This is a genomic window from Streptomyces sirii (assembly GCF_045690365.1).
Taxonomy (GTDB): domain Bacteria; phylum Actinomycetota; class Actinomycetes; order Streptomycetales; family Streptomycetaceae; genus Streptomyces; species Streptomyces sirii.
Genome location: NZ_CP147982.1, coordinates 3,505,568 through 3,529,358, shown reverse-complemented (window position 1 = coordinate 3,529,358; position 23,791 = coordinate 3,505,568). Strand labels below are relative to the sequence as shown.

20 protein-coding genes, 1 tRNA gene and 1 pseudogene are annotated in these 23,791 nt (G+C 74.7%); 9 read left to right on the top strand and 13 right to left on the bottom strand.

The features are described from left to right. Positions 1 to 341 precede the first annotated feature (341 nt). On the top strand, positions 342 to 1,580 hold the full coding sequence (locus WAB15_RS15785; RefSeq protein ID WP_407286649.1) for a M6 family metalloprotease domain-containing protein: 1,239 nt from the start codon (positions 342 to 344) through the stop codon (positions 1,578 to 1,580). A 98-nt stretch (positions 1,581 to 1,678) separates the two neighbouring features. On the opposite strand, the gene WAB15_RS15780 is transcribed toward WAB15_RS15785, so the two are convergent. From WAB15_RS15780 to WAB15_RS15755, 6 genes are all read right to left on the bottom strand, one after another. Next, positions 1,679 to 1,752 (bottom strand) — tRNA-Lys (locus tag WAB15_RS15780). 56 nt (positions 1,753 to 1,808) lie between these two features. Further along, positions 1,809 to 2,417: a bifunctional DNA primase/polymerase gene (locus tag WAB15_RS15775; protein WP_399146865.1), complete on the bottom strand. Its 609-nt coding sequence runs from the start codon at positions 2,415 to 2,417 to the stop codon at positions 1,809 to 1,811. Between the two features lie 255 nt (positions 2,418 to 2,672). Then, complete coding sequence (locus tag WAB15_RS15770; protein WP_393486615.1) at positions 2,673 to 2,999, bottom strand: hypothetical protein; 327 nt, start codon at positions 2,997 to 2,999, stop codon at positions 2,673 to 2,675. 142 nt (positions 3,000 to 3,141) lie between these two features. After that, entirely contained in the window at positions 3,142 to 4,506 is a 1,365-nt protein-coding gene (locus WAB15_RS15765) for an AAA domain-containing protein (protein ID WP_407286648.1), read from the bottom strand. Between the two features lie 40 nt (positions 4,507 to 4,546). After that, positions 4,547 to 6,097 carry a hypothetical protein gene (locus WAB15_RS15760; protein WP_407286647.1) on the bottom strand — a complete coding sequence of 517 codons (1,551 nt, stop codon included), beginning with the start codon at positions 6,095 to 6,097 and terminating at the stop codon, positions 4,547 to 4,549. Continuing rightward, entirely contained in the window at positions 6,088 to 7,350 is a 1,263-nt protein-coding gene (locus WAB15_RS15755) for a hypothetical protein (protein WP_407286646.1), read from the bottom strand. Before WAB15_RS15755 ends, WAB15_RS15760 begins: the two co-directional genes overlap by 10 nt. Positions 7,351 to 7,561: 211 nt before the next feature. On the opposite strand from WAB15_RS15755, the gene WAB15_RS15750 reads away from it, so the two are divergent. After that, the gene (locus WAB15_RS15750) at positions 7,562 to 8,155 is read left to right on the top strand and encodes a histidine phosphatase family protein (protein WP_407286645.1); all 594 of its coding nucleotides are present in this window, start codon (positions 7,562 to 7,564) and stop codon (positions 8,153 to 8,155) included. Positions 8,156 to 8,171: 16 nt separating this feature from the next. Here the strand turns inward: WAB15_RS15750 and WAB15_RS15745 are convergent, their stop codons facing one another. Further along, positions 8,172 to 9,599, bottom strand: a complete 1,428-nt coding sequence (locus WAB15_RS15745; RefSeq protein WP_399146860.1) for a tetratricopeptide repeat protein — start codon at positions 9,597 to 9,599, stop codon at positions 8,172 to 8,174. Between the two features lie 214 nt (positions 9,600 to 9,813). Here WAB15_RS15745 and WAB15_RS15740 point away from each other — a divergent pair, with 214 nt between their 5' ends. Next, positions 9,814 to 10,284 carry a hypothetical protein gene (locus WAB15_RS15740; RefSeq protein ID WP_399146859.1) on the top strand — a complete coding sequence of 157 codons (471 nt, stop codon included), beginning with the start codon at positions 9,814 to 9,816 and terminating at the stop codon, positions 10,282 to 10,284. Positions 10,285 to 10,329: 45 nt separating this feature from the next. On the opposite strand, the gene WAB15_RS15735 is transcribed toward WAB15_RS15740, so the two are convergent. The 4 genes from WAB15_RS15735 to WAB15_RS15720 all read right to left on the bottom strand — a co-directional run bounded on the left by WAB15_RS15735 (position 10,330) and on the right by WAB15_RS15720 (position 16,014). Next, on the bottom strand, positions 10,330 to 11,640 hold the full coding sequence (locus WAB15_RS15735; protein WP_407286644.1) for an NAD(P)-binding domain-containing protein: 1,311 nt from the start codon (positions 11,638 to 11,640) through the stop codon (positions 10,330 to 10,332). 65 nt (positions 11,641 to 11,705) lie between these two features. Then, the gene (locus tag WAB15_RS15730; protein WP_407286643.1) at positions 11,706 to 13,133 is read right to left on the bottom strand and encodes a glycosyltransferase; all 1,428 of its coding nucleotides are present in this window, start codon (positions 13,131 to 13,133) and stop codon (positions 11,706 to 11,708) included. A gap of 91 nt (positions 13,134 to 13,224) precedes the next feature. Further along, positions 13,225 to 14,727, bottom strand: a complete 1,503-nt coding sequence (locus WAB15_RS15725; RefSeq protein WP_407286642.1) for a sugar transferase — start codon at positions 14,725 to 14,727, stop codon at positions 13,225 to 13,227. A 204-nt stretch (positions 14,728 to 14,931) separates the two neighbouring features. Next, positions 14,932 to 16,014 carry a hypothetical protein gene (locus tag WAB15_RS15720; RefSeq protein WP_399146855.1) on the bottom strand — a complete coding sequence of 361 codons (1,083 nt, stop codon included), beginning with the start codon at positions 16,012 to 16,014 and terminating at the stop codon, positions 14,932 to 14,934. Between the two features lie 266 nt (positions 16,015 to 16,280). On the opposite strand from WAB15_RS15720, the gene WAB15_RS15715 reads away from it, so the two are divergent. Both WAB15_RS15715 and WAB15_RS15710 read left to right on the top strand, forming a co-directional pair. Further along, entirely contained in the window at positions 16,281 to 16,652 is a 372-nt protein-coding gene (locus WAB15_RS15715; protein ID WP_399146854.1) for a chaplin, read from the top strand. A gap of 157 nt (positions 16,653 to 16,809) precedes the next feature. After that, positions 16,810 to 17,709 carry a spermidine synthase gene (locus WAB15_RS15710; protein WP_407286641.1) on the top strand — a complete coding sequence of 300 codons (900 nt, stop codon included), beginning with the start codon at positions 16,810 to 16,812 and terminating at the stop codon, positions 17,707 to 17,709. Between the two features lie 51 nt (positions 17,710 to 17,760). Here WAB15_RS15710 and WAB15_RS15705 read toward each other — a convergent pair whose 3' ends face one another. Then, on the bottom strand, positions 17,761 to 18,324 hold the full coding sequence (locus tag WAB15_RS15705; protein ID WP_407286640.1) for a hypothetical protein: 564 nt from the start codon (positions 18,322 to 18,324) through the stop codon (positions 17,761 to 17,763). A 118-nt stretch (positions 18,325 to 18,442) separates the two neighbouring features. On the opposite strand from WAB15_RS15705, the gene WAB15_RS15700 reads away from it, so the two are divergent. From WAB15_RS15700 to WAB15_RS15690, 3 genes and pseudogenes are all read left to right on the top strand, one after another. After that, positions 18,443 to 19,135, top strand: coding sequence for a response regulator transcription factor (locus WAB15_RS15700; protein ID WP_393486639.1), 693 nt, complete (start codon positions 18,443 to 18,445; stop codon positions 19,133 to 19,135). A 180-nt stretch (positions 19,136 to 19,315) separates the two neighbouring features. After that, entirely contained in the window at positions 19,316 to 20,719 is a 1,404-nt protein-coding gene (locus tag WAB15_RS15695) for a sensor histidine kinase (RefSeq protein ID WP_399146851.1), read from the top strand. A 327-nt stretch (positions 20,720 to 21,046) separates the two neighbouring features. Continuing rightward, positions 21,047 to 21,943, top strand: a pseudogene (locus WAB15_RS15690) (chitinase); the annotation flags it as partial. 76 nt (positions 21,944 to 22,019) lie between these two features. On the opposite strand, the gene WAB15_RS15685 reads toward WAB15_RS15690, so the two are convergent. Further along, complete coding sequence (locus WAB15_RS15685; protein ID WP_399146850.1) at positions 22,020 to 22,958, bottom strand: AraC family transcriptional regulator; 939 nt, start codon at positions 22,956 to 22,958, stop codon at positions 22,020 to 22,022. Positions 22,959 to 23,095: 137 nt separating this feature from the next. Between WAB15_RS15685 and WAB15_RS15680 the strand changes: the two genes are divergently transcribed. Further along, complete coding sequence (locus tag WAB15_RS15680) at positions 23,096 to 23,746, top strand: NAD(P)-dependent oxidoreductase (protein ID WP_407286639.1); 651 nt, start codon at positions 23,096 to 23,098, stop codon at positions 23,744 to 23,746. Positions 23,747 to 23,791 lie beyond the last annotated feature (45 nt).

The following is a 23,791-nucleotide window of genomic DNA, read 5'->3' as shown; positions in this document are numbered from 1 at the left end:
GGTGTGCGGCCCGGGCCGTCGGGGTGTCCGCTCACTGCTCGCTCCCGCATGGCGCTTGTCTCGTATGGAGGGTGCTTCTCGCGCTGGAAAGTGTGGCGATCATAGAGGCTGGCACAACGGCCGATCCAGCGACGCAGCCGTGATCGTCGGTACCCATGACGGAACTTCAGCCATTTCTGCCCGGCTCTGTTCGTACCGATTGCCCCCTTGGTCGTTTGTGACTTTCCGTTACGGGGGGACGGAGACGCGCCGGTCACTCGTCTGGGCCTCCGAAACAGGACGAATAGCCTTAAATCCCGACAGGGTAGATGAGGTCTCCGAATCCGTCCCTGGAGGTATATGTGCCGCGCGCCCTGACGCCCGACGGGGCGGACCACCGCCTACGGCGCGTCGCGGCCGTCATCACGTCCCTGAGCGCGCTGATCGCCACCTCCGTCGTCGCCGGCCCCGCCACCGCCTCCGAGGCCGCGCTGTCCTGCGCGCTGGGGCGCAGCGACGCGCACCACTCCGAGGGTGTGGACAGCTGGAACGGCTCCTATACGCGCCCGGACCGCCCGCTCAGCGCCGTGATGATCTACCTCTCCTTCCCGGACTCCCGGCCCGCCGCCGCCCCCCGGGCGCTCTCGCGCGACTACTTCCCCGCCACCTCCGCCTTCTTCGCGCGCGCCTCCTACGGGAAGTTCCGGCTGCGCGCGGATGTGCACCCCGCCTGGGTGAAGATGCCGCGCTCGTCGGCCTCGTACGGGATACGGCGCGACTGGGACGCCGCCCGGCGCGCGTCCTATCTGCGCGACGCGGTCGCCGCCGCGGATCCGTCGGTGGACTTCAGCCGCTACGACATGGTCTATTTCGTCGCCGATCCGGACGCTCCCGGCGTCGATTCGGACGCCACCAAGGTCGTCAATCTCGACCAGCCGATGCATGCCGACGACCGTGACCTGCACCGATTCGTCACCGTCTTCGAGCAGAGCCCCCCGGACCGCAACGTCCTCGCCCACGAGACCGGTCACGTCTTCGACCTGCCGGACCTTTACCACCGTCCGCGGGACGGCAAGGGTGACTGGGACACCTATGTGGGTGACTGGGACCTCATGGGCAGCCAGTTCGGGCTGGCGCCCGACCCCTTCGCCTGGCACAAGTGGAAGCTCGGCTGGATCGCCGACAACCAGGTCGACTGCGCCGACCTCACCGGCCCCACCATGCATTCGCTCCGCACCCTGTCCGCCCCCAGGGAGCCCCGCAGCCAGCGCCGGCCGCGGCTGCTGGTGGTCCGTACGGGGGAGGACAGCGCGCTGGTGATCGAGGCACGCGGTGCCATGGGCAACGACCGCGGTGTGTGCACCGAGGGCGTCCTGGTCTACCGCGTACGCAGCGAGACCCCCTCCGGGGCGGGGCCCGTACAGGTCCTCGACGGGCACCCCGGCACCTCCGCCTGCTGGGGCACGTCCGTCTACCCGCCGCTCGCGGACGCGCCGCTGGGCGTGGGGGAGAGCATGGACGCCTCCGAGGACGGTGTGCGTATCCAGGTCGCCGGGCGGTCGAGTGACGGGGACTGGGCGGTCAAGATCGGCCGCGGCTGAGGCGCGCGCCAGCGGCGGCGCGCGAGCGGCGGCACGCCGGACGGGCGCGGGCGCACACGACGAAGGCCCCCACCGGAGTGAGGGCCTTCGACTGTCTGTGCGCCGCCAGGGACTCGAACCCCGGACCCGCTGATTAAGAGTCAGCTGCTCTAACCAACTGAGCTAGCGGCGCCTGCTGACGGGGAAAACATTAGCATCCTGGTCGGGGAGGACGAAAATCGGTTTCCCTCAGCCCGGCATCAGCGCCGAAACAGGGTGCTGAGCTGCGGCTTCCCGCTCCGCCCCGGCCACCCCGCGCGCGGCGCGGACGCAGGCCCACAGCAGGACGTCGGGCCCGGGGAGCCAGGGGGTGCGGGTGCCGGGGGCGACCAGCCAGCGGGAGGCCGCGGGGCCGACGGGGTCCTCCAGGACGTCGGCCGGGTCGGAGCGGGGGTGCAGCGGCGGGATGGTCACCGCGTCGCCGCTGCCGTGGCAGAGCAGCGGCGGGACGGCGGCGGACCACTCCTCCCAGACGAGCAGGGCGGGCAGCCGCTGGGCCGTGCCGGGCGCGGCGAAGAGCAGGATCCGGCCGCGGTGCACGGCGACCGGCCCCGAGCCGGGGCCGTCGGACCATAAGCGGTCCACCATGCGCCGCCCGAAGAGCGCCGGGGCGTTGATCACGTCGAAGGCGGTGCCGCACGGCAGCGCGCTGGGCGCGGTCGGCTGCAGCGCCCACAGTGCGTGCATCTCGTCCGGATGAGGGCTGGCGGACGCGAGCCATTCGGCGCCCGCGAGCGTGACGTATGAGGTGGTCGGGAAGTCCAGGGTGCGGGGAGTCTCGGGCAGCCAGTCGCTCATGCCGAAACCTCGCTTCGCTCGGCCTCGGATTCGCGACGCGCGCACCTTGTCATGATTCGCTCCCTGCGCTCACTCATGGGGACAGGTCTACCGATACGGCGCGTACGGTCTTGGCTGATTGGCGGAAACCGGGACAGGGCGGTGCGTGACCGGGTATCTTGCCCCCCTCGCATATGCCAGCGGCTCATGGTCACGGACCATGAGCCGCACAGAGGGGTGGCAGGGCGTGCGCGCCGTCCGGCGCGACCGGGTCGCTCAGTCCATGTCGCCCGGCAGGGTGCTGCCGCTGCGCATCAGGCTGCGGCCGAACTCGACCATCTTCCGGGCGTAGTCCTCGGTCCACTCCGCCTGCTCGGCCAGCACGGCCAGCGGCAGCCGGTCGAACCTGCTGGGGTCGGACAGCTGGGCTGCGGCCAGCGCCTGGAACTCCGTGGCGCGGTCGGCCGCGGCGCGGAAGGCCAGGGTCAGCTCCGTGGCGCGGCTGAGCAGCTCGCGCGGGTCCTCCATCGACTCCAGATCGAAGAAGTGCTCGGGGTCGGCGACGGCCTCGGGGGGCTCGAAGAGCAGTTGCGCGGGCCTCATGCGCCGGGGTCCCGGCGCCGTACCACGTGGGTCGGGAGCCGGTCGCGGCTCGGACATGTACCTACCTCCAGATCGTGTGCCGCATTCCATTGTCCCGCCCCGCGCAAGGGGGCCGAAAACCGTGCGCCCGCGGGGACACGCCCTACGGGCGCCAGGCGACGCGATGTTCGTTGAGATGCGCCAGGACGGAGTGGTGGGCCTCCCAGCCGTCCGGGAACTTGACCGCGACGCCCAGGCTGACCGGCTCGGTCGAGGGGTGCTCGTCCAGGAGGTCGGTGACGCCGGCGCGGCAGACGACGATGCAGGCGTGGCGGTGCCGGGAGGCGAGCACGCACAGCCGGCCGGCCTCCAGATGGAAGGCGGTGGCGTCGGGGCGGCCGGAGAGCGGGTGGAGCACGACCGTGACGTCGAATTCGCGGCCCTGGAGGCGGTTGGCGGTGTCCACCGTGACGTCGGAGACGCCCAGGCCGGCGAGCGCGGCGCGGACCGCAGCGGCCTGGTCGCGGTGGGCGGTGCCGACCGCGATCCGGTCCGCCGTGAGCGGCGCCGGATCGGGCGAGAGCTCGCTGGTGGCCGCGCCGCCGCGGTCCAGCAGCCGGCGCACCACCAGGGCCATCGCGCGGACCGCCTCCGGGTCCGTGCGCGGCGTACGGCGGGCGGGGAGCTCCAGCAGGCCCCAGCCGGACTCGGCGGCCTCGTCCAGCACGCGGTCCACGCCCGAGCCGTCGCCCGGCACGCCGAACGCCAGCCGGCGGTCGCCGTGGCCGGTGCCGCTGCGGAACGGGGTATAGGGGTAGAACGCGGCGGAGACCAGCGGCGCCGCCGAGGCGGGCAGGCGCCAGGAGACCGGCAGGCGGTGCTGCGGCAGGTCGGGGTTGTGGGCCAGGAGGGTGGCGACCGCGCTCGACGAGGGGTCGTAGGAGAGCCCGGCCCACTGCTCCGCGCCGACGACGCTGAACGGGTCCAGCTGCCCGGGGTCGCCGACGAACAGCGCCCGCTCGAAGAGCCCGGCCACGCCCAGCAGCGCGTCCGACCGCATCTGGTAGGCCTCGTCCACGATCGCGTGCCCCCAGGGCTCGGCGACCTTGGTGTAGGCCCACTTCGCGGCCGTCGAGACGACGATGTCCATCCCGGCCAGATCGGCGACCTTCGCCGATGTACGGACCGCCGGCAGTTCGGCCAGCGCCGGGTCGAACGCGCCGGGCTCGCTGCTGTGCAGCCGGCCGACGGGCAGCTCGGGGTCCTTGTCGGCCAGCCGCAGGACCAGGTCGTCCACCTGGGCGTTGGTCTGCGCCACGACCATCAACGGGCGCCCGGCGGCGGCCAGTTCACGGGCCGCGCGGACCACCAGGGTGGACTTCCCGGCGCCGGGAGGGGAGTCGACGACCACGCCGCGCCGGGTGCCGTGCAGCGTGTCGTGCAGGATCGCGTCGGTGGCCGCGGCGGCCGCGGCGCCGGGGTCGAAGGCGGATCGGGCGGTGGCGGACGGGTCCTGGGGGGCCGTCATACGGCGGGGTGCTCCGGGCCGGTCCAGCAGCGGGCGCGCATCACAGGAAATCCTCCGCGGTCACGGGGTCGGGGGTCTCGTTCGGCGCGTCCCCGGCGGCGGGCGGCGGGCCGCCGTGCGTCCAGGGCGTGTCCTCGGGGTCCGGCAGCTCCGGGCCGCCGCGCGGGGCGTGTTCGAACAGCGTCCAGCACACCGCGTCGTCCGGCTCCGGTACGGAACCGGGCTCGGGGGTCTTGCCGCGCCCCATCCCGCCCGTCAGCCGCACCACCAGCCTGCCCGGCTCGCCGTCCGCGTACGCCAGGAACTCGGCGGGCTGGGTCTTTCCGTCCGCCAGGGCGCGGTGGAGCCTGCTGCCCCGGGACAGCTGCGGGAGGTCGGCCGTCTCCAGCGTGACCAGCGGGCGCGGCATCGGGCGCCGGCCCTCGGACATCGCCATCTCCACGTCCGTGACCGTGCCCTCGAACGCCTCGCCGGCCAGCCGGCGCCCCGCCATCACCAGCGGGTCGTCCAGGGCCTCCTGGGCGTCCAGTTGGGCCTGCGCGGTCTCCCGCGCGGACAGCTTCTGCGCGGCGGTGACCGCGTCGTCCCGCTTGGGCTGCGGCGGCTCCCCGGCGCGCACCCGGTCGCGGTGCGCCGTGTACGACCAGCGGTCGCGCTTGAAGCGGTCGGCGACATGCGCGCCCTCCGGGAGCGCGCGCAGCAGGTCGACGCCGTGCCACACGGCGTCCCAGGTCGGCCGCAACTGGCTTGCCACCAGGTCCCGGAGCGCGTCCTCGGCGCCGGGCAGCCCGGCGTCGTAACGGGCCATCGCGGGGGCGAGCAGCCGGTTGTCGAACGCCGGGTCCGTGGCGGGGCCGGCCGGCGGGCACCGCAGCTGCCCGTCCGCGTCCCGCGCCGACTCCGCACGCTCGGCCGCCTCCCGGCCCGACAGTCCGCCGGGAGGGTCGATCCAGGCGAGCAGCGCGCCCAGATGCTGGTCCTCCAGCGCGCTCTGGCCGGTCACCCAATGGCGGGTCAGCAGGCCGGTCATGGACTGCAGGAGGCCGGATCCGGGGACCCTGGCCCGCTCGCCGAAGTGCGTCAGCCAGCGGCCCAGCAGCGGGACGTGCGGCGGCGCGGGATACGGTGCCTCCGGCTCCTGCTCGGCCGTCCGCCTAAAGCGCATCGAACGGCCCAGCAGCCGGACGTAGTCGATGCCGGCGGTGCTGGGCACGAGCAACTGCGGTGCGTCCGCGCACAGTTCGACCTGCACCGGGACCTTCTTGCCGGTCTCCGGGTCGGTCTCCTTGCGCTCCTCCCACTCGACGGCGTCCGCGAAGCCGTCCACGTAGGGCAGCATCGCGTCGGCGAGTTCGGCCAGGAACGCGAAGCGCAGATCGCGGTCGCGCGGCTGCGGGACGACCAGCAGCGCGGGCTTGTCGCGGTCCGTGCCGACCAGCGCGCCCAGCGGGGCGCCGGCCTCGCCCGCGGTGGTCAACGGGACGAGGACCAGCGGACGTTCGGACAGATGGCGGTGGCGGACCGTGCACCGCGGCTGGGCGCGGCCGGCCGCCACCGCCTCCATCCGGGCCAGCGTCTCGATCATCGACATACCGGCTCCGGTGCCCGCGATGCCGCGGCGGCCAGCGCCTGGGCGCGCAGCGCGGCCGCCCGGCGCAGGGCGAGGACCGCCGGGTCGTCCACCTGGTCGGCGTCCGTCGAGGCGGCTGCGGCCAGCACCTCCTCGACGGTGCCCAGCCCGCCCAGCTCGCCCCGTACGCCGCGCCCCAGCGCCTCCACCGCGCCCTCCTGGCGCGACCGCTTGCGGCAGTGGAAGGCCAGCTCGCAGGCGGCCAGGCACTCGGGGGCGTAGGCCGCGCCGACCGCCTCGACGGCCTCGGCCAGCTCCTCGGGCGGGCGGGTCGGGGTCCGGCCGTCGTCCGTGAGCCGGAGGTCGAACGTCGTGCCCTCCGGCAGGGCCGCGGCGATCTCCTCGACCCGGGTGAGGCGGGCCAGCTGCCGCCGGGTCGTGGCCAGCTGCTTGCGGACGTCGACGGCGGCGGCCGCGGGGAGATTGGAGAAGTCCTTCGGGCACACCAGCAGCGCCCGGTCGCGCACCCGCACCGCGCGGCCCGTGTGCGCGGCGGCATGCTCGGCGACCTGCTCCAGGGCGAGCACATAGACCGCCGCCTGACGGGCCGCCGCTCCCACCTTGGCGGCGTCGGCCGAACCGTCGATCATCGGGAATGACTTGATCTCGACGACGGTCCAGCCGCCGTCCGGATGCACCACCACCGCGTCCGGCTCCACATAGGCGGGAGAGCCGGCCACGTCGAGGACCAGCATCGGGTGGTCCAGCAGCGCCCAGCCGCCGGCCGCGGTCGCCTCGCGCAGGGCCAGCGCCGTACGCGCCGCCCGGCCCTCGGGTCCGGCCGCGGACAGATCGGGGGCGGCGATCTCCTCGGGCCCGGGCGGCGGGGTGCCGGGCGCGAGCCGCTCGTGCAGCAGCCGCAGCAGCTCCGTGCCGCCGTCGGCCTTCACCCGGGCCTCGAACGCGTTGCCCCGGATGAGCGCGAACTGGGACTGGCCGTACGACGCGGGCGAGCCCAGCGCCTGGGCCAGCGCGCCCTTGTCGATGCCCGCGCCGTCCAGCAGCGCGCGGCGCCGGCAGCCCGGGTTGGCGGCCAGCGCGGCGAGCGCGCGGGCGTCCAGCGAGCGGGGGCGTACGCCGGGGCCGCGGAGTTCGGTGAGCCTGGCCCGGCTCACACCGGGCGGGGGCGTCCCTGGCCGCAGGCCCGGCGCCGGCGCCTGCCGCCCCGCCTCAGGGGCGGCCGACGCGGGTCGGCTGTCGCGGAAGGTGTTCACCCGCCGAAGTCTCGCATCCCGCACTGACACCGGCCGATCCCGTCCGCGATCCGGCCCCCTCCCCGCCCGTGAGCCGTCCCCACCCCGTCCGTGAACCGGCCCCCTCCCCGCCCGCGGACAAAACGCCCCCGTGCGCGAGAATGGGAGTCCCGCGGTCAACGTTGCCCGCACCGAGCAACGATCAGCCGAGCGATCGGCGAGAGGTACGACCATGGCAGCGCGCATATTCCTGGCCAGGCACGGGCAGACCGAATGGTCCGTTTCCGGCAGGCACACCGGCCGTACGGACATCCCGCTGCTGGACGAGGGGCGGCGCGGTGCCAAGCTCCTGGGCGAGCGGCTGCACCACGCCCCCTGGGGCGGCCTGCCGGGCGTCGAGGTCCGCACCAGCCCCCTGGTGCGCGCGAAGGAGACCTGCGAGCTGGCCGGCTTCGGCGACCGGGCGCAGGAGTGGGACGCGCTGATGGAGTTCGACTACGGCGCGTACGAGGGCCTGACCCCGCACGAGATCAAGGCCGGGCGGCCGGGCTGGCTGATCTGGCGCGACGGGGTGCCCGAGGGCGAGACGCTCGCCGAGGTGTCCGCGCGGGCGGACGAGGTCGTCGACTGGGCGCGGTCGGCCGACCGCGATGTGCTGGTCTTCGCGCACGGCCACATCCTGCGCGTCCTGGGCGCCCGCTGGCTGGGCCTGGACGTCTCCTTCGCCGCCCGCATCCGGCTGGAGCCGACGTCCCTGTCGGTGCTCGGCTGGGCCTACGGGGAGCCGGCGATCGAGCGCTGGAACGACACCGGGCACCTGGGCTGAGCCGCGCCGCCGCCGGTCAGCCGCCCGAGGGGACCGCGACCGAGGCCGCGTGCCGCTCCAGGAACGCGGCGACCGGCGCGATCCCGCGGTGCGGCCGCAGCGTACGGGCCGTGCGGTCGAGCATCGTACGGATCCGGGCCGAGTGGACCTGCTCCAGCAGCGCCAGCACCCGGGTACCGGCCGCGGCGGCCTCCTCGGGAGCACCGCTGTCGGCGAGGTCGCCCGCCAGCTCCGCGGTGAACAGGGCGATATTGCGGGTGAAGTGCGGATCCTGCAGGGCCACCGCGCGCTGCGCGTACTCCGCGGCGCGCTGCGCGTCGCCCAGCGCCGACCAGCACTGCGCCTCCAGGCCCGCCAGCTCCGCCTCGCCGTAGAACGTCATCCACTCCGGGTCGCCGTCCCGCGACCCGCTCGCGAACAGCCGCTCCGCCGTGGCCAGCGCCTGCTCGCAGCCGGCCCGGTCGGCCAGCCCCGCCCAGCCGCCCGCCTCCCGCAGCGCCAGCAGCGACAGCAGCCGCGGCGAGGACAGCCGCTTGGCGGCCTGCTGCGCGGCCTGCGCGGCGCGCACCGCCTCACGCGGCCGGCCGGCGTCCCGGGCGAGGAAGGCGGTGTTGCAGAAGGCGTGCGCCTCCAGGGCGGCATCGCCGCAGACCCGGGCGGTGGCCAGCGCCTCGGCGTAGTGCGAGCGGGCATCGTCGAAGCGGCCCGAGTCGTGCGCCAACCAGCCGACGGTGATGGCGAGTTCGCCCGCCCCGGTGTGCAGCCGGTCGGACACCGAGCGGTGTTGGACGCCTGCGTCCAGCAACTCGTAGGCGGCGCGCAGCGGCTGGGTGGCGCGGCGGTAGATGCTCTCCGCGCCGTGCCGGTCGTCCAGCAGCCGGATCCGGCGTACGGCCTGCTCGACGGCGGTGGCCTCGGCCGCGCCGGCCCGGCCGCCGACCGGATTGCGCGGCGGCGGGACATGGGCGGACGCGGCGACGGCAGCGGCTTCGATGGGGTGCAGGGCGGCGAAGCCCAGGGCTGCCGCCGGGCCGCCGGTGATGAACGCGCGACGCAGCACGTCGCTCTCCTCGTGGATCTGGATACAGGTATCGCGGTTGTCGGGTTCGGTTGCCAGGGGCGCGGCGCTGACCGCCGCGGTACGCGCCCCCCGTCCGCGTACCGCCTCGCGCGGCGCGAAGCCCATGTCGGGCAGCGTCAGCCCGGGGAACATGTGCCGGAACACCCGCTCGTAGGCGTAGTTCGGACACCGGATCTCCCCGGACTCGACGCGGCCCACATAGCGGGCGTCGCACGAGACCTGCTCACCGATCTCACGGGCGGCCCGTCGGACCGCCGCCGCGAACTCGCCTGGTGACAGCCGGCCGCGCAGCTGCCGGAATGCGGTGTTCGGGCGAGCGGGTACGGTGCGGGACGACGCTGAACGTGCTGCTGGCGACGCCATGGCGGACCCTCTCCGTGCCATCTTGTGGCGATTGCCGCCTCCTGGCGGTGCGGCGGGACGACCGTACCGGCTGCCCTGGCTCCGATACACACACTTTGGCTACAAATCGGATATCTCACGCGTGATCTGCCATGAACTGCCATCCTTTGCAGCGTTACGCCGCCGTAGCTGTTGACGTGCCCGACCGTTGAACTCGGTGTAAAGGGTGCGGCGCGTGCAGGAGGAGGGGTTCTCCGTGTGGGAGACCGGCGTGAGCAGGGGCGGCAACAGGTCCGCGGGCCAGGCCCAGGGCCGTCGCAAGCAGGTCGTCCCCGGCGGCATGGCCGCCGTACCGGTCCAGCCCTGTGACCTCGTCACGGTGCCCGCCCGGCAGGGGTTGGAGGCCGTCGACATCCTCCGGCTGCGCGACGGCGTCGGCCCCGTGCTGCACGACGGCACCTGCGACACCCTCGGCTTCCTGGTGCCCGCGGGCACGGCCGACGGCTGGGACGTGCCGGGCAGCGCGTGCACCCAGACCTACGGGCGGGCCGGCGCGCCGGGCGGCGTGGCGGAGCCACCGGTGACCGGCACCGGCTGGCTGGTGCCGCCGGAGGGCGCGGGCGCCGCCGCCACCGACCCGGCCGTACTGCGCGCGGCGCTCGGCGAGGCGGCGCGGACGATCGAGGCCGTCGACCGCTGCCAGTGAGCGCCGGGCCGGTGGCGGCCGGGCCGCTGTGCCCGGCGGGGCCGGTCAGTGCGCGGGCTCGCCGGCCGCCGCCTCCGATGCCGGGCCGCTCGTGGCGGCCGGAGCGCCGTCCCGTGCCGGGCGCGGGATGGTGGTGGCGCCCCGCCGGTCGCCCCGCCGGTCGTTCAGCCGGCGCTGTACGCCGCGCAGCAGCCGCGCCGCGGTGAAGCCCGCCCCGTGCACGACGTGCATCGACGGGCCGAACGACGGCGCGCTGAGCAGCCCCGCGAAGAACAGCCCGGGCCAGGACGATTCGAAGCCGGGGCTCAACTCGGGCGCGCGGCTGCCGGCCACGGTCCGCAGGGTGGTGCGGACCCGGGGGTGCAGCAGCCGCAGCCGCCGCAGGTCGGGGGTGAAGCCGGTCGCCGCCACCACATGGTGGGCATCCACGGTCTCCGAGCCGCCATCCGTATGGGTGAGATGGAGCCGCACCCCGTCGCCGTGCGGGACCGCGGCCCGGACCCGGTGGCCGAGCCGGGCCGCCACCGCGGGCTCGAAGCGTCCCCGCAGCCACCAGGCGCCGGCCGGGGCCGGCCCGGTCTCGGCGATCCGGACCCGGGTCGCCGCGGGCAGCCGGCGCACCGCCCATGGGAGCTGCGACCACACCCAGTTGGGCCAGCCGGCGCCGAGCCCGGAGTGCGGGGCGCGCAGCGCGCGCAGCCGGCCGCGGTCCAGCGGCTGCGGCGGGCCGTGCCAGTGCAGTCGGTCCGCGCGGGCCACCAGCGTGGGCCGGGCGCCCTGTTCGGCCAGCAGGGCCGCGGTCTCCAGCGCGGACTGCCCGGCGCCGATCACCGCGACGTCCCGGCCGGCGAAGCGGCGCAGATCGCGGTGGTCGCTGCTGTGCGAGGCGAGTTCCGGGGGCAGTTCGAGCAGCGGCCAGGGGCGGTGGGCGAACGGCACCATGCCGACGGCGAGCGCGACGGTCCGGGCCGCGATCAGCTCGCCGGTCTCCGTCTCGACCTGGAAGCCGTCGTCGCCGTCGGGGCGTACGGCGGTGACGGCGACCTCCTCGACCTGCGGCACCGCCCGCTCGCCGAACCACCTGCCGTAGGCGACGTAGGTGTCCAGGGCCAGCGGGACGCCATGCTCGGCGGTCAGGTCGTGGACCGCGCAGTACTCGGCCAGGTTGTGGCGGTTGGACGGGGCGGAGAGGCTGGAGGACCAGGGCTCGGACCTGAGCAGCATGCCGTCGGGCATGTGCGCGCGCCACGAGGCCATCGGCATGCCCAGGACCCGCAGCCGCAGCCCGGCCGCCGCCGCGTGCGCGGCGATCGAGAGTCCGTAGGGGCCGGCGCCCACCACCACGAGGTCGTACATGGATGCTCCCTGCGCTTGGTCATCGGTGCGGACTCATCGGTGCGGACGGCTCGCCATGACGCCGCCTATCTGTTCGAGAGCGGGGACGGGGCCGGCGACCGGGGCGCGTCGGGCAGCGGGACGACCGCGGAGGGGTGGGCCGGCACGGGGCGGCGCCACCGGGGCGGGGCGGCGGTGGCCACCGCCTGCTCGTACACGCTCATCAGCGCCTCGGCGCTGCGCGCGATGTCATAGCGCCGCACCACCGGCGGCACCGGCAGCCGGCCCGGTTCGTTGCGCCGCAACTCCCTCAGGGCGGTCCCCAGTTCGTGCACGCCGGGGCTGAAGCGCCGGGCGCCGGGCGCCTGGTCCGCGGGCAGGTCCTCGACCGCCGGGCAGCTGCCGTAGAGCACCTGCAGCCCGGACGCCAGCGCCTCCACGACGGCCAGCCCGAACGCCTCGTCCGGGGACGGCGAGACGAAGACGTCGAGGGCGGAGAGCAGACCGGGGATGTCCGGCCGGCAGCCGGGTGTGGCGCTTGGCGGCGCCGCGCCTGCCGACGCCGCCTGGACGCCGGCCGCGTAACGGACGGCGCCTGGTGGCGCTGCCGAGACGCGCGATGCGTCACCCACGGCGCCTGGTGGCGCTGCCGAGACGCCCGATGCGTCACCCACGGCGCCTGGTGGCGCTGCCGAGACGCCCGATGCGTCACCCACGGCGCCTGGTGGCGCTGCCGAGACGCCCGATGCGTCACCCACGGCGCCCAGCAGGTGAATGCGGTCCCCCGACCCGAACTGCTCCGCCGTCCGCCGCAGCGTCTCCCGCTCCGGTCCCTCGCCCGCCAGCAGCAGGTGGACGCCCGGGAGTTGGGTCACCGCCCGGACCAGGACGTCGAACCGCTTGCCGGGCACCAGCCGGCCGGCGCCGCCGACCACGAAGGCGTCCAGCGGCAGCCCGAGGCGGGTGCGGACCAGGGCGCGGGCGGCCGGGTCGAAGCCGAAGCGGTGCGCTTCGATGCCGCTGTGCACCACGTGGACCCGCCGCTCGGGCACGCCCCAGCGCAGCAGCCGGGCGGCGACCGTGTCCGAGACGGCGACCGTCGCCGCGCCCAGCCGCTCGGTGGCCCGGTAGAGCGCGCGGACGCCGCGGGTCAGCCGGCGGCCCTCGATGACCGCGTCGCCCAGGGAGTGCTCCGTTGCGACCACGGCCCGTACTCCGGCCATCCGGGCGGCGATCCGGCCGTAGACACACGCCCGGTAGAGGTGGGTGTGCACCAGGTCGTAGCCGCCGGCGCGGATCAGTGCGGACAGGCGGGGGAGCACGGTCAGATCGCGGTCGCCGGTCATGCCGAGGTGGGTGACGGGGGTGCCGTCCGCCTCGATGCCGTCGGCGACCGGTCCCGGACCGGTCAGGGTGACGACCTCGCACTGGGCGGGCAGTCGGCGCAGCAGCAGCCGCAACTGCTGCTCGGCGCCGCCCATGTCGAGGCCGGTGATGACATGCAGAACCTTCACCGGGTGCCTCCAGGAGTGGGGGTAGCGACCGGGGTGGTGGTCTCGTCGGTGGGCCGCGCCGGGAGCCGGCCGCCGGCCGCCGCGCCCGCGCTCATCCGCCCTCCGGCCGGAGCGGCGAGGCAGCGGTGCGCAGCAGGATCCGGAGGTCCTGCCACAGCGACCAGCTGTCGATGTAGAGGTTGTCGAACCGGGCCCGGTCCTCGGCCGAGGCGTCCCGGCCGAGCCCGTGCACCCGGGCGAGTCCGGTGATGCCCGCCGGCATCCGGTGCCGGGCGGCGTACTCCGGGCAGTGCCGGGTGAACCGCCGGACGCGGCAGGGCGACTCCGGGCTCGGCCCGACCAGGCTCATCTCGCCCCGCAGCACGTTCCACAGCTGCGGCAGCGCGTCCAGCGAGGTGCGCCGCAGCAGTCGCCCGACCCGGCTCGCCGGGGCGTCGTCCGCCGCGCTCGGCGGCGCCATCGCCCCGTGCCCGTCGCCGCGGCGCACGGTGCGGAACGTCAGCCGGACGAAGGTGCCGCCGCCGCGGCCGGTGCACTCCTGCCGGAGGAGTACGCCGGGCCCGTCGGCGAGCCGCAGCGCCAGCGCGCAGCCCAGCAGCACCGGTGCCAGGGCCGCCAGCGCCGGCCCGGCCAGCGCGAGGTCCAGCGCCCGCTTGCCCCAACTGCCGTACCGGGGCGGGGCGGTGTCCAGCGGCCGGCAGGCGAAGCCCCACAGATGGTCGGTCTCCGGGTGGGGCGGGTGGCCCTCGCGGGCGGCCGCGGCGCCGGCCAGCCAGATCGCCGACCCCTGGTCGACGAAGCTGCGCAGCAGCGCGGCGGTGTGCGGATCGGCGTACGGCGGCAGGGTGAACACCGCGTCCCGCACGGTGTGCTGGATGACGGCCCGGGCGATGTCCTGGGGCGAGCCGAGCCGCGGCAGCGCGGAACGGCTCGCGGCGGCCTCGGGCGGGCCGGGCGGTCGCTGAGCCGGATCGACCACGCCCACCGGGCGCATCCCGTACTCGGGGTGGGCGGCGAGCACCGCGGCCAGTTGCCGGGCGGCCGGGTCGGTGCCGACGATGAGCGTGGCGCGCGGCCGGCGGCGGGCGAGGTTGCGGTGCGCCCGGTAGACCGCGGCCCGGCCGCCGCACACCAGCACACCGTGCGCGGACACGGCGAGCACCAGCAGTACGGGCGACAGCGCCCGGTCGGGGCGTACGGCGGCGAGCACCGCGGCCGTCGCGCACCAGCAGACGGCGCCCCGGCCCAGCAGCGCCGGCAGATCGCCCAGCGCGGTCGGCGCGGGGCCGGGGCGGTAGAGCCCGGCCCGGGCGTGGAGCAGCAGCAGTCCCAGCAGCATGGCGGCGGGCAGCGCCGGCGGCGCACCGGGGCCGGGGCCGAGGACGAGGAGCGCGGCGCCCGCGGCGGCCAGGCAGTCGGCTGCGATCAGCGGGGCGACGGTGCGCCGCCGTACGCCGCGACCGGGCCGGGGCGGCGGCAGGGTCGCCCGCCCCGGCCCGCGCGGCGGACCGACCGCGGCGGCCGGTGGGCGGGGGACCGCCGACGGGGGCCGGACCGGGGCGGAGCGGGGTGCGTTGGCGCTCTCCGTCGTCATCGCCTGATCCGCCCCCCGCGCCTGGGGTACGGCACACCGGGGAGCCCGCGGTACACATGGAGCACCGCGGGCCGCTCCTGCCACGGCACGTCTTGGGCCGGCACGCACTGCTCCCCTGACTCCGAGCGGACAGAACTCTCAGCGGATTCTCTACGGACTGCGGGTCTCTCGGCGGTCTCTGCGGACAATTCCGGGGCGCGTGGCTCAGCGCCCGGCGTCGAGCTGGAAGAAGAGCGCGCCGAGCAGATATCCGGGATCGCGAGTGGTGAAACGGAAAGTGAGCCGATCGCCGCCGGGCCGCAGCGCGGGCTTCAGGTCGAATACATCGGAATCGATTCCGAAGGTATTGCGGTAGGCCGGTTTCCGGGCGGCCTCCCGGCCGAAATCAGTGATGGTCGAATTCATCACATCATTCGCCGGGTTGGCGGTGTCCCGTAGCGCGTGCGGGCGGCGCCGGCCGTTTTGGACGGTGAGCCCGTCGGCTCCCACGCCCCGCTTCGCGCCGTAGGCCACCGCCCCCAGCCGGCCGCTCGCGTTCGCCGGGATCCGCAGCCCCGCCGGCCGCACCGACAGCGTGCGGCGCCCCGCGCCCAGCGGCTCGAAGCCGTCCCACAGCGCGAGGCTGCGCAGCGGCAGCCGCGGGTTCTCGTACGCGGCCACCAGCGTCCAGCCGCCCCAGGCACCGGCCGTCGACCGGCCGGTCGCGACGTTGATCCGGCCCACCGTGTAGCCGCCCGGACCGCTTCTGCGCACCAGCTCGGTGACGTCCGCGGACGCCTGGAAGCCGTCGGCGGCGGCGAGGGCGGTGCGGCGGCCGGTCACCGAGTCGGCGCGTACCTCCTGGTAGCGGCCGCCGGGCCCGGCGATCAGCACCCGGCCGTTGTCCTCGGCCGCCTTGCGCCCACCGACCCGAAGGTTGCCGCCCCAGTACAGCCGGGCGTAGCTGACCTTGGAGCCGGCCGGGAGCCGCAGGTCCGCGGCGCTGGAGTTGGCGGTGCCGCGGTCGGCGTCGACGTCGACGTACGCCAGCCGGTGGTGGCCGCCGGCGCCGCCCTGCCGTTCCGCCACACAGGCCGCCGCCGCCCGGCGGTCCGTCCCGCCGCAGGTGACCGCGGAGTTGGCGGCGCGTGCGATACCGCCGTGCTGGGTCGCATGAAACCGTTCGGCGAAGGGAATGCGGACGGATTCCCGGGGAGTCGGCGCGGCCGCCGAAGCCGGGGCGGCCGACAATGCCAAGGAAGCCAGCGCGCACACGCCGCGCCCGGTGCGGTCCATCGACTTCCGCATGTCTTCCTCTCCGACTTCTATCAGTCAAACAGGAGAGCACTCTGACAGAAATCATGTTGGAAACCGCGACAGGCACGCCGGATACCCCGCGGGGATCCCGATCGGCGGAATGGCGGATTTCCCTGGCGAGGCGGCTTGCTGCCAGAAGGACTAACGATTACTGCCAGAAGGACCAATGATTTCCCGTAAGAGGGAATGCCCGCATCCCCGCCTCATTCGGCTCGTTGTGACCGGGTGCCCCATTCGCGAACTGAAAGGAGAATGGGATGAAGCGGTTCGTCCAGGCCGCCGTGATGACTGCGGCCAGCTGCACCCTGGTGGTCAGTGGCGCAGGCATCGCCTCTGCCGGTGGTGGCAGCTACGGTCAGAGCGCCGGCACCCAGCAGGCGCGTCACGGCCACGGCAGCTACGCCGTCCAGCAGTTCGGTCGCGGTGGCCACCGCCACCGTCACCACCACCACGACCACCACAGCGGCGCCTTCGCCAAGGGCTACGCGGTGGGCTCGCCGGGGTTCCTCAGCGGCAACGTGGTCCAGGTGCCGATCAACATCCCGATCAATGTGTGCGGGAACTCCGTCAACATCTTCGCGCTGCTGAACCCGGCGTTCGGGAACCGCTGCGCCAACATCACCAAGTGACCGGTGGCCGGTCCGGATCACCATCGGACCGGCAGTGCAGTCGGCGGACCGCCCCGGCCGTGAGGCCGCGGGTGGTCCGCCGCTCTGCCGTCCCCGTACCGTCGCACCGCCCTGACCAGGGGGTAGGGCATGCGGTACGACAGTCATACTGGAGGGCATGGCAAGGAGCAGGCGCGGACGCGGCGGAGCGGAGGCCGTCACCGAGACGGTGGACGGCGGGCTCGCGGAGCTGCGGCCCGACCGGGACCGGCCGCGCGGGTGGACGCTGCTGCTCGACGGCGCCCCGCAGTCGCATGTGGACCTCGACGACCCGGCCTTCCTCGACTTCCCCTACCAGCGCCGGCTCGGGCACATCGCCGATCTCGCCGGGCCGCCCGGCGCCCCGCTGCGCGTCGTCCACCTCGGTGGTGGCGCGCTGACCCTGGCCCGCTACGTCGCCGCGACCCGACCCCGCTCCACCCAGCAGGTGGTGGAGATCGACGCGCCCCTGGTGCAGTTCGTCCGCCGGCAGCTGCCGTGGGACAGCGGCTGGCGGATCCGGGTGCGCGGGGGCGACGCCCGCGCGGGCCTGGCGAAGATCCCCGACGGCTGGGCCGACCTGATCATCGCCGATGTCTTCGGTCGGGCGCGCACGCCCGCGCATCTGACCAGCACCGAGTTCGTGGCGGAGGTCCGCCGGGCGCTGCGGCCGGGCGGGTTCTACGCGGCCAACCTCGCGGACGGGCCCGGGAGCGCACGGGGGGCCGGGGAGGCGCGCAGCGAGGCGCCGCTGAGCTTTCTGCGCGGCCAGATAGCCACCGTCGGTTCCGCATTCGCCGAACTCTGCCTCACCGCCGATCCGGCCGTACTGCGCGGCAAGCGCTTCGGCAACGCCGTGCTGCTGGCCTGTGACACCGCACTCCCGCTCGCCGAACTGACCCGCCGCGCGGCGAGTGACCCGCAGTCCGGGCGGGTCGAACACGGCCGCGCGCTATCGGACTTCACCGGCGGCGCGGCACCGGTCACCGACGCCACGGCCGTCGCGTCCCCGGCCCCGCCGGCGAAGGCCTTCGACTGAACCGGCATACCGGGGCGGGGCCCGGCCGACCCGGCGCGGGGCCGGCCCGGCTCAGGTCGACTGGTTGCTGATCTGCACCGTCGGCGGATGCCCGTTCCAGGTGCAGAACACCGACGTATGCGCCCCGGAGCCCGTGAAGTCGACGCGGATCCACTGCTCCTGCTTCCAGACCTGCATCTCCCAGCCCGAGTTCGGGGTCGCCGACACCAACTCCGCGGAGGAGCCGGCCACGCTGAAGACGACCCGGCCGCCCGCCGTGGAGTAGCTCTTGATCTCGCCGCGGGACGGGTACCCGGAGCCGCCCGGAGGGGCGGCCGACCGGCCCGGCCGGGTCGCGCCGCCGGTCGAGGGCGTGGCCGGTTTTGACGGCTTGCCGTCGGCGGGCGACGGGCTGCGCCCCGCCGTGGCGGACGGTTTGGGGCGGTGGGTCGAGGAGGCCTGCGGCGTCGCCTCGCCGTCCGTCCCCGAGGAGGCCACCTGGCCGGAAAGGGGCAGCGCGCGGGGGGCGTCGTACGCGGTGCCGGACAGCACGGTGTGCACGCCGAACCACGACAGGGTGACCGCGGCGCCGGTCGCCAGCGTCCAGGCCGCCGCGTGAACCAGTCCTCGTTGCATTTGGCTCATACTGCACCACCGGCCCGTCCGGTTGCAGCCGCCCTGCGAGGGCGGAAGGCACCGCTCCGGCGTCAACCTCGGGTAAAGGGACTGGCCCGAATGGCGTACGGTGCCGCCCATGGCACGTGTGCTCGTGGTCGAGGACGACCAGTTCGTCCGCTCGGCCCTCATCCGGCATCTGACCGAGGCCGCCCACACGGTGCGCAGCGTCGGGACCGCACTGGAGGCGCTGCGCGAGGTGGCGCAGGTCGGCTTCGACGTGGTCATCCTCGACCTCGGCCTGCCCGACCTGGACGGGGGCGAGGCGCTGAAGATGCTGCGCGGCATCACCGACGTCCCGGTGATCATCGCCACCGCCCGGGACGACGAGGCCGAGATCGTCCGGCTGCTGAACGACGGCGCCGACGACTACCTCACCAAGCCGTTCTCCGTCGAGCACCTCTCGGCCCGGATGGCCGCCGTGCTGCGCCGCTCGCGGGCCGGCTCGGCCGGCGCGGAACCGCCCTCACGAGTGATCCGGGTCGGCGGCCTGGCCATCGACCCGCTGCGCCGGCAGGCCGAACTCGACGGCGTCGCGCTCGATCTGACCCGCCGCGAGTTCGATCTGCTGGCCTTCCTCGCCGGCCGCCCCGGCGTCGTCGTCCCGCGCAAGGAACTGCTCGCCGAGGTCTGGCAGCAGTCCTACGGCGACGACCAGACCATCGACGTCCATCTGTCCTGGCTCCGCCGCAAACTGGGCGAGACCGCCGCGCGGCCCCGGTATCTGCACACCCTGCGGGGTGTGGGGGTGAAGTTGGAGCCGCCCCAGTGAGCGTCGCGTGCGAGGCCGCCGGGCCGCGGACGACGCGGAGAGCCGCACCTCTGCGCCTCGCGGGCGGAGAAGCGAAGGATGAGACACCGTGAGCGTCGCGTGCGAGGCCGCCGGGCCGCGGACGACGCGGAGAGCCGCACCTCTGCGCCTCGCGGGCGGAGAAGCGAAGGATGAGACACCGTGAGATGGGCTTTGGTGAAGGTGGCGCTGGCGGTCACCACCATGGTCGTGGTCGCCTTCGCCGTCCCCCTCGGACTGGTCGTCAAGGAGCTGGCCCGCGACCGCGCCTACTCCAATGCCGAACGGCAGGCCGCGACCATCGGCCCGGTTTTGGCCATCACCACCGACCGCGCCCAGCTGGAGCGGGCGGTCGCCAGCGCCGAGACCGGGCCGGGCGGCCGGATCGGCGTCCATGTCCCGGCGGCCGGCAAGAACGGCGCACCCGCCGAGATCGGCTCCCGGCGGGCCGCCCCCGCCGATGTCGCGGCCGCCGTCCGGCTCGGCCGGGCCTCCATCTCGCCGGTCCCCGGCGGCTCCTCGCTCCTGCAGCCGACCGCCGTCGCCTCCGGCATAGCGGTCGTGGAGGTCTTCGTCCCCGACGCCGCGCTCACCAACGGCGTCACCACGTCCTGGGTCGTGCTGGCCGGCGTCGGCCTGGCGCTGATCATCGGCTCGGTGGCGGTCGCCGACCGGCTCGGCACCCGGATGGTGCGGCCCGCGGAGCGGCTCGCCGGCGCCGCCCTCGACCTCGGCAAGGGCAAACTCGGCGTACGCGTCCAGGAGGACGGCCCCAAGGAGCTGCGGTCCGCGGCCAGCGCCTTCAACTCCATGGCCGACCAGGTCGTCCAACTGCTCGCCAACGAGCGCGAACTGGCCGCCGACCTCTCGCACCGGCTGCGCACCCCGCTGACCGTCCTGCGGCTCAACACCGCCTCGCTCGGCGACACCCCGGCGGCCGAGCAGACCCGGGCCGCCGTCGAGCAGCTGGAGCGCGAGGTCGACCAGATCATCCGCACCGCCCGCGAGCAGAAGGCACAGACCCGGCAGGCGGCGGCCGCGGCCGGCTGCGACGCCGCCGAGGTGATCCGCGAGCGGATGGACTTCTGGTCGGCGCTCGCCGAGGACGAGGGCCGTACCGTGCGCGTGGCCGGCGCGGAGCACCCCGTACGCATCCCGGTCGCCCGCCCCGAACTCGCCGCCGCCCTGGACGCGATGCTCGGCAACGTCTTTCGGCACACCCCCGAGGGCACCGCCTTCGCGGTCGACGTGCACAACGCCGAGGAGGCCGTGATCGTGCTGGTCTCGGACGCCGGGCCGGGCATCGCCGACCCCGACGCGGCGCTGCGCCGCGGCCACGGTGGCGGCGGGGCCGGCTCCACCGGACTCGGCCTGGACATCGTGCGCCGGCTGGCCGAATCCACCGGCGGCGATGTGCGTCTGGGGCGCTCGGTCCTGGGCGGCACCGAGGTGCGGGTCTGGCTGGCGCTGGACGGCGGCCGCGACCGGCACGGCGTACGCCGCGGCCACCGGCTGCGCCGCACGCTCGGCGGCCGGGGACGGCGGGCCGCCCGCGCCGGCTCCTGAGCGAGTGGGCGCGCGGCATAGGCCGGTGGTCTTAACCACCCCCTTCCGCTTCCTTAAGGCAGCCATAATTCCGCCAACCGCCGTACGGATACCGGCATTTGTCCGTTTCGCTGCCGCTAGCGTGCGGGACGCACCACGGTGCACCCACCCCCCCATGTGACGACAGGCAGGCACCAGATGACCCCCTCGGTACACCGCCGGCGCAAGAGCGGTACCACCAAGCTGATCGTGACCGGCGCTGCCGTGGCCGTCGCGGCCGGCGGCGCCTTCGCCATCGCCGGATCCGCCATGGCCGGCAAGGCGCCCCGGACCCCCGGCTCCGCGAAGGCCGCGGCCGGTTTCGCCCCGTACGTCGACACCTCCCTCAGCCCCGCCTACGACCTGACCGGCACCGCCGAGAAGACCGGGGTGAAGAACTTCCACCTCGCCTTCGTCACCTCCGGCGGCGGCTGCACTCCCAAGTGGGGCGGCACGGGCGAGCTGGGCGACAACCCGGTGGCTCGGCAGATACCCCGGCTGCGCAAGGCGGGCGGCGACGTGCGGGTCTCCTTCGGCGGCGCCAACGGCTCCGAACTCGGCCTGGCCTGCGGCTCGGCGGACGAGCTGGCCGCCGCGTACGGCAAGGTCATCGACCAGTTCAAGCTCACCAAGGTCGACTTCGACATCGAGGGCGGCGCGCTGCCCGACACCGCCGCCAACACCCGCCGCGCCCAGGCCATCACCCAGCTCCAGAAGAAGCACCCCGGCCTGGACGTCTCCTTCACCCTCCCGGTCATGCCCGAGGGCCTGACCCAGGACGGCGTGAACCTGGTCGCCGACGCCAAGAAGAACGGCGTGAAGGTCTCCGCCGTCAACATCATGGCGATGGACTACGGCCCCTCCTACGACGGCGACATGGGCACCTACGCCGTCAAGGCCGCCACCGCCACCCAGGGCCAGATCAAAAAGGCCCTCGGCCTGAGCGACGCGGCCGCCTGGAAGGCCGTCGCGGTGACGCCCATGATCGGCGTCAACGACGTCCAGAAGGAGGTCTTCAAGGTCGAGGACGCCACCCAGCTGGTGAAGTTCGCCAAGGACAAGCACCTGGGCTGGCTGTCGATGTGGTCCTCGACCCGCGACAAGGCCTGTGAGGGCGGCCCGGCCCCCTCCGCACAGCCGACCTGCAGCTCCATCGCGCAGGGCCCGCTGGACTTCACCAAGGCCTTCGGCGCCTACACCGGCTGATCCGAGGCCCCACCCCCACCGGAGGTCCGGCCCGTCGTCCCGGACCACCGTCCCCCAGGGCGTGTCCGCACGCGCCCTAGGCGGGGCGCGGCGGCCCACCCCCCACCCGCTGCGCCCCGCCCCGCACCGCCACCCGGAAGGCGATCGGGGTGCTGCCGGTCTGCCGCTGGAAGAACTTGCTGAAGTTGGTGGCGTCGGCGAAGCCCAGCCGGTCCGCTATCCGGGCCGCCGACTGGTCGCCGTGCGCCAGCAGCCGCTTGGCCTCCAGCGCCACCCGGCGGTCGATGAACTCCTTCGCCCCGGTCCCCGCGGCGGCCTCGGTGGCCCGCGAGAGGGTGCGCGGCGCGTACCCCAGCGCGCGGGCGTAGTCGGCCACCCGGCGGCTGCGGGTGAAGCCCCGCTCCACCGCGTCCCGGAAGCGCAGATAGGTCTCGCTCGCCTCGCAGCCGGCGGCCTCGCCGTCCGCCGGCCCGCCCGCGTGCGAGACCCGCAGCACCAGTACGGCCAGCAGATGCCGCAGCACCTCCAGATGGATCTCCAGCGGCAGCCCGCCCAGCGCCCCGAACTCCTGGTGCAGCTGGCGCATCGCCTCCTCCACCCGGCGCGCCGCCGCGCCCCGCGGATGCCGTACGGGCGGCCCGTACCAGTCCTCTATCCGGGCCGCGGCCGCGGTCGCCGGATCCAGGAAGCCGGGCTCGAAGAGCACCAGCCGCCCCTGCGCACCGGTCAGATCGCCGAAGTGCTGGACCTGCCCGGGGCGCGACCACAGCAGATCGCCCGGGGCGAGCGGATGCTCCCGGAAGTCGACGCTGTGCAGCAGCCGGCCGCCGTCCAGGATCAGCAGATGGTGGAAGCCGGGGCGGTGCGGGGTGGCCAGCCGGCAGGCGTCCGCGCGCTCGCGCAGCTCGGCGAGCGTCATCACCTCCAGGCCCGCGGGCCGCCCGGCCGGCGCGGCGAACGCCACCTCCCGGATCTCCGTAACGGGCTCCGGCTCCTGCTGTCGCATTCTGACCATCCCTGGTCCCTTCGCCACCCCGAAATGTCCCGCTACCAGCTCTAGCGTAGAAGACGTCAGCAAGAGCGCTGACCGAAAACGGAAGTCCGCAGTACCGGCCACGCCGACCACCGGACACAGCACAGCTGGGAGACACCATGTCCACGATCGCCCTCTTCGGAGCCACCGGCACCATCGGAAGCCGCATCCTCGACGAGGCCCTCCAGCGCGGTCACCAGGTCACCGCGGTCGTCCGCGACCCCGCGAAGATCACCACGACCCACCCGAACCTGACCGTGACCACCGGCGACATCCTCGCCCCCGCCTCCGTCGCCGCGGCGGCCAAGGGCCAGGACGTCCTGGTCAGCGCGGTCGGCGGGGGTGACGGGCCGGGCCACATCGCCACCATCGAGCCCGCCGCCGAGTCCCTGGTCGCCGGTCTGCGCACCCTCGGCGACGCCGCGCCCCGGCTGATCGCGGTCGGCGGCGCCGGCTCGCTGCGCACCCCGGACGGCACGCAGGTCTGGGACGCCGAGGGCCTGCCCGAGTTCCTGCTGCAGATCATGCACGCCCACGGCGACGCGCTGGACTTCTACCGGACCGTCTCCGATGTGCGCTGGACCAACCTCAGCCCGGCCGCCACCATCGCGCCCGGCGAGCGCACCGGCGGCTACCGCACCGCCACCGACGAGCTGGTCACCGCCGCCGACGGCAGCAGCCGGATCTCCACCGAGGACTACGCCGTCGCCGTCCTCGACGAGATCGAGCGGCCCCGGCACATCGGCGAGCGCTTCACCGTCGGCTACTGATCCGCGCCGCCTGGCCCCCGTCGTCCCGCATAACGTTCAAGGCCC

Excerpts from the sequence above, each read along its gene's own strand:
- WAB15_RS15680 (WP_407286639.1), top strand. The coding sequence starts at position 23,096 with ATGTCCACGATCGCCCTCTTCGGAGCCACCGGCACCATCGGAAGCCGC.
- WAB15_RS15700 (WP_393486639.1), top strand. The coding sequence starts at position 18,443 with ATGGCACGTGTGCTCGTGGTCGAGGACGACCAGTTCGTCCGCTCGGCC.
- WAB15_RS15750 (WP_407286645.1), top strand. The coding sequence starts at position 7,562 with ATGGCAGCGCGCATATTCCTGGCCAGGCACGGGCAGACCGAATGGTCC.
- WAB15_RS15715 (WP_399146854.1), top strand. The coding sequence starts at position 16,281 with ATGAAGCGGTTCGTCCAGGCCGCCGTGATGACTGCGGCCAGCTGCACC.
- WAB15_RS15745 (WP_399146860.1), bottom strand. The coding sequence starts at position 9,599 with ATGGCGTCGCCAGCAGCACGTTCAGCGTCGTCCCGCACCGTACCCGCT.
- WAB15_RS15725 (WP_407286642.1), bottom strand. The coding sequence starts at position 14,727 with ATGACGACGGAGAGCGCCAACGCACCCCGCTCCGCCCCGGTCCGGCCC.
- WAB15_RS15775 (WP_399146865.1), bottom strand. The coding sequence starts at position 2,417 with ATGAGCGACTGGCTGCCCGAGACTCCCCGCACCCTGGACTTCCCGACC.
- WAB15_RS15765 (WP_407286648.1), bottom strand. The coding sequence starts at position 4,506 with ATGACGGCCCCCCAGGACCCGTCCGCCACCGCCCGATCCGCCTTCGAC.
- WAB15_RS15710 (WP_407286641.1), top strand. The coding sequence starts at position 16,810 with ATGGCAAGGAGCAGGCGCGGACGCGGCGGAGCGGAGGCCGTCACCGAG.
- WAB15_RS15720 (WP_399146855.1), bottom strand. The coding sequence starts at position 16,014 with ATGCGGAAGTCGATGGACCGCACCGGGCGCGGCGTGTGCGCGCTGGCT.
- WAB15_RS15685 (WP_399146850.1), bottom strand. The coding sequence starts at position 22,958 with ATGGTCAGAATGCGACAGCAGGAGCCGGAGCCCGTTACGGAGATCCGG.
- WAB15_RS15760 (WP_407286647.1), bottom strand. The coding sequence starts at position 6,097 with ATGTCGATGATCGAGACGCTGGCCCGGATGGAGGCGGTGGCGGCCGGC.
- WAB15_RS15770 (WP_393486615.1), bottom strand. The coding sequence starts at position 2,999 with ATGAGGCCCGCGCAACTGCTCTTCGAGCCCCCCGAGGCCGTCGCCGAC.
- WAB15_RS15735 (WP_407286644.1), bottom strand. The coding sequence starts at position 11,640 with ATGTACGACCTCGTGGTGGTGGGCGCCGGCCCCTACGGACTCTCGATC.
- WAB15_RS15705 (WP_407286640.1), bottom strand. The coding sequence starts at position 18,324 with ATGCAACGAGGACTGGTTCACGCGGCGGCCTGGACGCTGGCGACCGGC.